We start from the raw sequence: 7,702 nt of genomic DNA on the forward strand, positions 1-7,702 counted from the left end.
TTTCACATTGTATCCCTATACCACTCTTAAAAGTGACAGCCACATCCCCCTCCGAATGCACTGTCGTATTTTTGATAGTTTCATATCACAGTTCCTCATGGAATCCGAATATAGATGTTACAAAATTGATTACACTGTTTCATTTCTTAAACAAAGTAACACAAAAGAAACGTAGTGCATAGGATATACTACGATATGTTTGGAAAGGAGGAACATCATGGATACAAATTATATTGCTATTGATACGGATTTGAGTGCGTCAGCAGAGGAACTAGGAACATTACTGAAATTGTCCATGGCTCAGCAGTCAATGTCCATTCGCCAATTGAGTAGATTATCTGGTATCAGCGCAGCAACTATTTCTAGAATTATCACCGGCAAACAGTCCGCAAGCATCCATCATCTTCAGGAATTTTCCAAGCATCTCGGTTTGTCCATGAAAAAATTACTGCACTCAATGGGTGTTGCAAATATGGAACATGATTCGCTTGGTCACAGTTTCCTTTTAGAGATAATTCAGGATGTTGTTGATGACTTAAAAATTGACCTCGACTCCGTTGCTACAGATATCCTAAAAGAATTGGATAAACTAGAGCAATACGCGAGAACAAAAGAGGGTGAGAAAATCATATTGGATAATTTTTCATCAAAAATAAATGCCATCGACGGCGCGGGAGCTATAATCTATAAGCTCAACCACTTTTATACCCTGTTTTGCTCTGATGATATAAATGAAGATAAGAAAGCTGTGATTGGCAGCGTGCTTCTTTATTTCACCTTAACAATTGACATGATTCCAGATTATTGTTTTCCCATAGGATATTTGGATGATGCAATAGCCGTAAAAATAGTGGAAAAAAAACTTTCGCGAATGAAAGATTAAATACTAAAATTTATTATATTGGAATGGAGCGATATATGTATGTCTAAGGTTATTAATCCTACTATAACAGCTGCTGTCAGAGATTACAGGCCAACTGGTCTAACTTCGGCTCAAGCTAAAACAAAATTGGAACAATTCGGTGAAAATACCTTTTCTAAAGAAAAAATAAATGGCTGGAAGGTTTTTTGCAGGCAATTTATTAACCCCTTGAGTTTTATTCTTATTTTTGCCGCTGCCCTTTCAGTTTTCATGGGTGAGTATTCAGATGCCATCGTTATTATGGTCATTGTAATGTTAAACTCATTTTTAAGTTTTGTTCAAGAATTTCGATCAAGCAAGGCGGTTGAAAAGCTTTCTGGACTTATTAAGCGACAGGTTCTGGTAATCAGGAACAATGAACATGTGGTTATAGATGCAAGCCAGCTTGTTCCGGGCGACTCAATTATCCTACGAGGTGGTGATGTGGTTCCCGCTGACGTAAAAATCATGGAATCCTATGACCTTTCAGTGAACGAATCGCAATTGACTGGAGAATCGCTTCCAGTAAACAAGGGAAACAACAGCACTGATATGAACGACACTATCCTTTATACAGGCAGCGTCATTGAAAGAGGCCATTGTAAATGTGTGGTTTATGCCACCGGCAATCAAAGCGAATTGGGCAAAATCGCCCGATTATCCAAGGACACTAAGAAGACAACCCCATACCAAAAATCCCTTACAGAATTTAGTGTTTCTCTATTGCGCATAATTGGTGCTACGATTGTTCTTATGCTTGCAGCTAAAGCTTTTACTATCCAAAGCACCAATGATTTTGGCGAGGTATTACTTTTCGCAATTGCTTTAGCCATGACGGTGGTACCTGAAGCTTTACCGATGATCACCACCATAAATCTTTCTTATGGTGCTCTACAATTAGCAAAGCAGAAAGTAATTGTGAAAAGGCTGTCTGCCATTGAAGGCATGGGCAGGGTAAATATTCTCTGCACAGATAAGACAGGCACTCTCACTGAGGATCGCCTGACAGTTTCTGATATCATATCTGAGGATAAAGAGCTCTTTCAAAAGTTAGCTTATGCCTCCATCGAAGATTTACAGGTCAAGAATAAAAAACACATAAATTCTTTTGACCGCGCTTTTATGCAATATATACCAAAGTCTATAAAAACTCAGGTTGAAAGCTGGGCACAGCTTGGATTTGTTCCCTTTGACCCAACTGTAAGAAGAAGGCGTATTATTGTTCAAAATCCAATTGACAACAAATCATATTTAGTGGTTATCGGCGCCCCTGAAACGCTTCTTGAATTGTCTCGAACAAACGATAGCCTGAATTATAATCAACTAATTAAGCAGTCTGGCAGGGAAGGTATGCGTCAGTTAGCTATCGCATACAAAGAAATTGATTTCAGCCCCGACTTTGACATTTTAACAGAAGAAAAAGATCTGACATTCCTAGGCTTTGCCAAATTGCTCGATCCATTACGCAAAACAGCAAAAGCCACAATCCATAAGGCGAAAGAGTTAGGTATAGAAGTAAAGATTTTAACAGGCGACAGTTTGGAAATAGCTGCAAATATCGGCAGGGAAATCGGTTTAATACGTGAAGGTGATAGGATTTATTCAGGAGATGAGCTAGACAAGATGACGAAGTCCCAATTAGACAAAGCAATCAATGAATGTTCTGTTTTCGCAAGGGTTACACCGGAACAAAAATATAATATAATAAAACATCTTAAACAAAATCATGTTGTAGGTTATCAAGGTGATGGCATTAACGATGCACCTTCCCTCAAACTGGCGGATGTGGCAATCGCCGTCCATAATGCCACCGACGTTGCAAAAGAAAGTGCGGACATCGTTTTACTGGAGGACGATCTTGGAGTCATTATAGATGGTATTCAATATGGAAGAAGTATTTTTGTCAACATTAATAAATACGTTAAACACGCCATGATCGGCAATTTAGGAAATTTCTTTTCCATGATATTCTTTTATCTAGTTTTTGCTGCCGATATACCAATGTTAGCTATTCAACTCCTTATCGGGAACATTATTCAGGACATGCCTTTAATGGCCGTATTTTCCGACAGCGTTGATATTGAAGAAGTACGCAAGCCCCAAGCAGCCAGCCAAGTTAAATTCATCATCAGAACTTCTTTGAGCTTGGGTGCATTTACCGCCATATATTATTTATTGTTCTTCCTCTTTACCGGCACGGAATCAACGCCTTTGACTCAAGCCACTCTGTTTTTGTTCTACAACTTCACTCAAGTTTTAGTTATACTTTCTGTTAGGAATAAAGGACGCTTCTGGCAGGGTGCAAAGCCTTCACGCTTGCTCATGGGCACAATTGCATTCTTTATGGCATTCTCAGTAGCACTTGTTTACATTCCTGCTATCGCTGGTTTTATGGGTTTTGCCCCATTGCCATTAATAAACTTTGCAGTGGTGGTCGGCGTCACAGTCGGTTATATCTTCTTCCTTGACCTTGCAAAAGTTGGGATGAATAAATGGCTACAAAAACGCTCGTATGTAAACTAATCTATGGATAGTGAAAATGGTAAATTAACAATAGGTTAAGCTACCTACAAAAAAGTATAAAACACATAGCTAATTCTCCTTTTTATAAGTTAGTTCCAATAAACAAAACTTATAAAAAGAAGAGTTAGCTATGAACATTTAAGAATATATTACTGCAGATAGAAGTCAGAAATACATTTTTATTCTTTAATAAAGATTTTATAATTTTAATCCCCAACATTATCTAACCATGACTTTACAAGGATACTTTTTTGTGTTTTTCATAATCATATTTATCCATTTATGATTTTATTTTTTGAGCTCACATTAATTAATAATCCCCTTCTATAAACTAATCAGGCTAATAACTTTATAACTAATTCTCTAAATTTATTAGAATCTAAATCCTAGAAACATTCGAACACCTTTGATGTTTGTTCTGATACGCCAGATAACCCATTTTCCCTTTTCCATCTAAACTACTACTTCTTTTACAAAATCCTTTTATCTTCTAAATATGCCTACGATAATGCTGGTATCAAAAATAAAATGTAGTACGATAAAACGACGCTTAATGTATCTATATAATATTGCCTTACGAATGCAAATAAATGTTATTCGTGTTAAAATAATACTATTTATAGTATTTATAGTATTTATATAAGGAGAAGTTAAAAAATGATTCGACATATAGTAACTTGGAATTATAGAGATGGATTTTCTGAAGAAGAAAATAAAAAAAATGCTACTAAAGTCAAGAATGAACTAGAAGCTTTAATTGAGAAAATTAATGGAATTATTGAACTGAACGTATATATAAATGCTCTCTCTTCAAGTAATAGAGATATAGTTTTAAATAGTTTGTTTGAAAGTGAAGAAGCTTTAGCAGCTTATCAAATACATCCGGAGCATAAAAGGGTTAGCTCTTTTGTAGGTTCTGTAATGAAAAATAGAACATGCATTGATTATATTGAGTAACTTTATTAATAATCATTTTACCTTTAAACCAAAGACAAGTTATTTCTTCATTACGAATATTTACTAACTTATCATTCAAAAAGCCAACACGTTAATTCTATGTTGGCTTTTTGATTATTTATGAGACTTTTTAAGAAGTTTAGTCCTTATCTTTATAAATTCAATTCTTTATATAGCGCTTGATTACTTAGATAAAATCTTCTTTATTTCTTTAGGTTATCTTTAGGTTGCCTTAAGTTTATGTTAAATTTAGCCTCATATAATATTAGTATAAATTGAGTAAGGGAGGTTTTAAAATGAATATTATAGTCTGCATGTTATTAATTATTTTTGGAGTCATTACGATAATAAAACCAAAAGCAATGTGGATAATCGGAGATTCATGGAAATTAAAAGCAAAAGCTGAACCAACAGAAATATATCTAATAATTATACGAATAGTTGGAAGTATATTAGTTATCGCTGGTATCTTTGCAGCTTTTGAAATGTGATAAAAGAGGATTATTTGAAAAATTTTTTAAGACATACTTTATTATCTTAATTGGACTCATTATTATTTTTCTTATTAATTATTGCATCAAAGAAAAACATTGCTGACAATGGAGCATATCTAGAAGATAAATTAAAAGGAGCAGCATGTACTAATTAAATCACAACCTCATCCTCTTCAATATGGTAAAATGACTATAATAAGCAAAATTATACATTCAAATGAAGGAGGATATAAGAATGTCCTATTCAATTCTTATCGCTGATGATGAAAGTGAAATTTTAGAAGTACTGGAGCTGTATCTTGAAAATGACGGCTTATCAGTAATAAAAGCTAACAATGGGCTTGAAGCTCTAAATGCTGTTAATCAAGAAAAAATTGATATGGCTATAATAGATATAATGATGCCGGAAATAGATGGACTTAGACTTCTTAAAAAAATCAGGGAAAAAAGTAATATTCCCGTATTAATTCTCTCAGCTAAGGGCTGTGACAATGATAAAATTATTGGACTTGGATTGGGAGCAGATGATTATGTCTCAAAACCTTTTAATCCCCTTGAAATAGTAGCAAGGGTAAATGCACAGCTAAGAAGATTTTATAATTTAAATCCAGATAAAATTCATAAAGTAAGCAAGATAATAAAAATTGGCGACATTGAACTCAATACAGATGAAAATACTCTTAAACATAAAGATAAATATATTGAATTGACATATAGAGAATACAGGATAATTAAACTTCTTATGGAATCACCCGGAAGAATATTTACTAAAAAACAAATATTTGAAAATGCATGGGATGAGTATTTTGTAGAGGATGATAGCACTATAATGGTTCACATAAGCAACATACGAAGTAAAATTGAAGACGATGCTCGAAAACCAGTATATTTAAAGACCATTAAAGGGCTTGGATATAAATTTGAAAAGAAGGTAGTTTTTGATGAATAAAAAAACTGAAAGCATATTCCTATCTCTAGTTAAAAAATATATTGCATTTGTTTTATTAGTAATAATGTCAATATTTCTAACTTTTATTTTTGTCATATATCAAGTAACTGCTTCTGCAGAAAAAGGAAATGTTCCTAAACTTGGCCCTACAGCTATAGTAAGAAGTGATTATAAAAACATCTATACTAAAGATATTGAAAATGTACAGGGGTGGGTGGAGATACTTGATGCAAATATGAATGTTATTTATACTAAAGGAAATAAAAAAGATGATTTTTATAAGTATTCTGAGCAGGATATGATAAATATTCTAAACATGGATAATAACTCTAAGTATGTAGGAATGCTGCAACAATTCAAATCTCAGGATAAAAAAGATTTATACTGTCTGGTAAAGTATCCAGCAACTGCCTTTAACCTTCAGATTAACCTAAAAGAATCCTCCTATGAAACAGGAAGCATCATATATAACAATATTATAAAAGGAGGCATATTCTTTTTATTATTATCTATAGCAAATATAGTATTATTTAGCATATGGACATCTAAAAAAATTAATAAGCCATTAATAGAAATAACTAAAGGAATAGCTAAAATGACTGATGGCAATTATGACACTAAGTTAGAATTCAAGGCGGAAAAAGAATTTGCAGCAATAAGGGATAGTTTCAACTATATGGCTGAGAAGCTAAAAACCACGGAAGAGGAAAAAGAAAAAATTCAGCAGAGCAAAACTAGAATGCTTGTGGATCTTTCTCACGACATTAAGACCCCAATATCATCAATACAGTGTTTTTCAAAAGCACTAGATGAAGGGCTTATTGAATGTGAAGATAAGAAACAAAGATACTATCATACTATCTACAATAAGTGTGGACAAGTAAGTGAACTTATCAATGATTTATTTGAATTTGTTAAATTAGAAAGCACTGATTATAAACCTATCATGATAAAATCCGATTTTTGCGAGTTTATCAGAGAAATAATAACTGAATTCTACAATGAAATGGAAGAAAAAAAATATGAATTAGATATCCGTATCCCAGAAAGAGAGATAGTTATTGGATTTGATAAAAAAATTATGAATAGAGCTATTTCAAATTTACTTTGTAATGCTATAAAATACAATCCTGAAGGAACACAATTGAGAATAGAAATAAAAGAAACTTTCTCTGCAATAGTTTTAGAAATAGGCGATAACGGCTTAGGAATACCAAATCATATAAAAGATATTATTTTTGACCCTTTTGTAAGAGGCGATGAAACAAGGAAAAGCGATGGGGGCACAGGATTAGGCCTTGCTATAGCAAAGAAAATAGTAGAAAAGCATAATGGAAAACTAGAGCTTTATACTAATAATAATGATGAGATGACAACCTTTGTTATTATTTTAGACAAATATATTTAATGCAAATTATAATAATTTTTGCTGAAATTGTCATATGCTAGAGTCTATAAAAAAAGCTCCGTAAATTATAAATAATAGAAGCTTCCTATGATAAAATTAAAGTATCATTGGAGGCCGTTTTTTTGTGGATGAAAGAAAGATTAAATGGATTAAAAAATCTTGTGAGTGCACAAATCCCTCAAATACAGGAAATAAGAATCCATGTAATTTATGATACAATTCACTGTGACGGGTATAAGATATACTTTTAGTCTATGTTTAAAATTATAGGCTTACATCCTTTGATGTAAGCCAACTTGTGCACTATATATTATAAATTTGTTATTAAAAGAATTTACAACGTCAAATAAGAAATATACTACAAAACCATCACTAAAATTATGTTACTTCACTCTATAAATTGGAATTTATAAAGCTAACTTACTTCTGAACCTTACATCCTTTTGATCCTGTATATATAATGGAAAAAA

General features: G+C 32.8%; 6 protein-coding genes. All 6 read left to right on the top strand.

Going from position 1 to position 7,702, the window contains the following annotated elements:
* Positions 1–217: 217 nt before the first annotated feature.
* The 6 genes from B2W91_RS00515 (at position 218) to B2W91_RS00540 (ending at position 7,232) form a co-directional block, all read left to right on the top strand.
* The gene (locus tag B2W91_RS00515; RefSeq protein WP_291578304.1) at positions 218–883 is read left to right on the top strand and encodes a DUF1232 domain-containing protein; all 666 of its coding nucleotides are present in this window, start codon (positions 218–220) and stop codon (positions 881–883) included.
* A 39-nt stretch (positions 884–922) separates the two neighbouring features.
* The gene (locus B2W91_RS00520; protein WP_291578305.1) at positions 923–3,424 is read left to right on the top strand and encodes a cation-translocating P-type ATPase; all 2,502 of its coding nucleotides are present in this window, start codon (positions 923–925) and stop codon (positions 3,422–3,424) included.
* 657 nt (positions 3,425–4,081) lie between these two features.
* Positions 4,082–4,381, top strand: coding sequence for a Dabb family protein (locus B2W91_RS00525; protein ID WP_291578306.1), 300 nt, complete (start codon positions 4,082–4,084; stop codon positions 4,379–4,381).
* 296 nt (positions 4,382–4,677) lie between these two features.
* Positions 4,678–4,872, top strand: coding sequence for a DUF6199 family natural product biosynthesis protein (locus B2W91_RS00530; protein WP_291578307.1), 195 nt, complete (start codon positions 4,678–4,680; stop codon positions 4,870–4,872).
* 238 nt (positions 4,873–5,110) lie between these two features.
* Entirely contained in the window at positions 5,111–5,824 is a 714-nt protein-coding gene (locus tag B2W91_RS00535) for a response regulator transcription factor (RefSeq protein WP_291578308.1), read from the top strand.
* A complete protein-coding gene (locus B2W91_RS00540; protein WP_291578309.1) occupies positions 5,817–7,232 on the top strand; it encodes a sensor histidine kinase in 1,416 nt (471 codons plus the stop codon). Before B2W91_RS00535 ends, B2W91_RS00540 begins: the two co-directional genes overlap by 8 nt.
* Positions 7,233–7,702: the final 470 nt, after the last annotated feature.

This window comes from Clostridium sp. UBA6640, from assembly GCF_002455975.1.
Taxonomy (GTDB): Bacteria; Bacillota; Clostridia; order Clostridiales; family Clostridiaceae; genus Clostridium_J.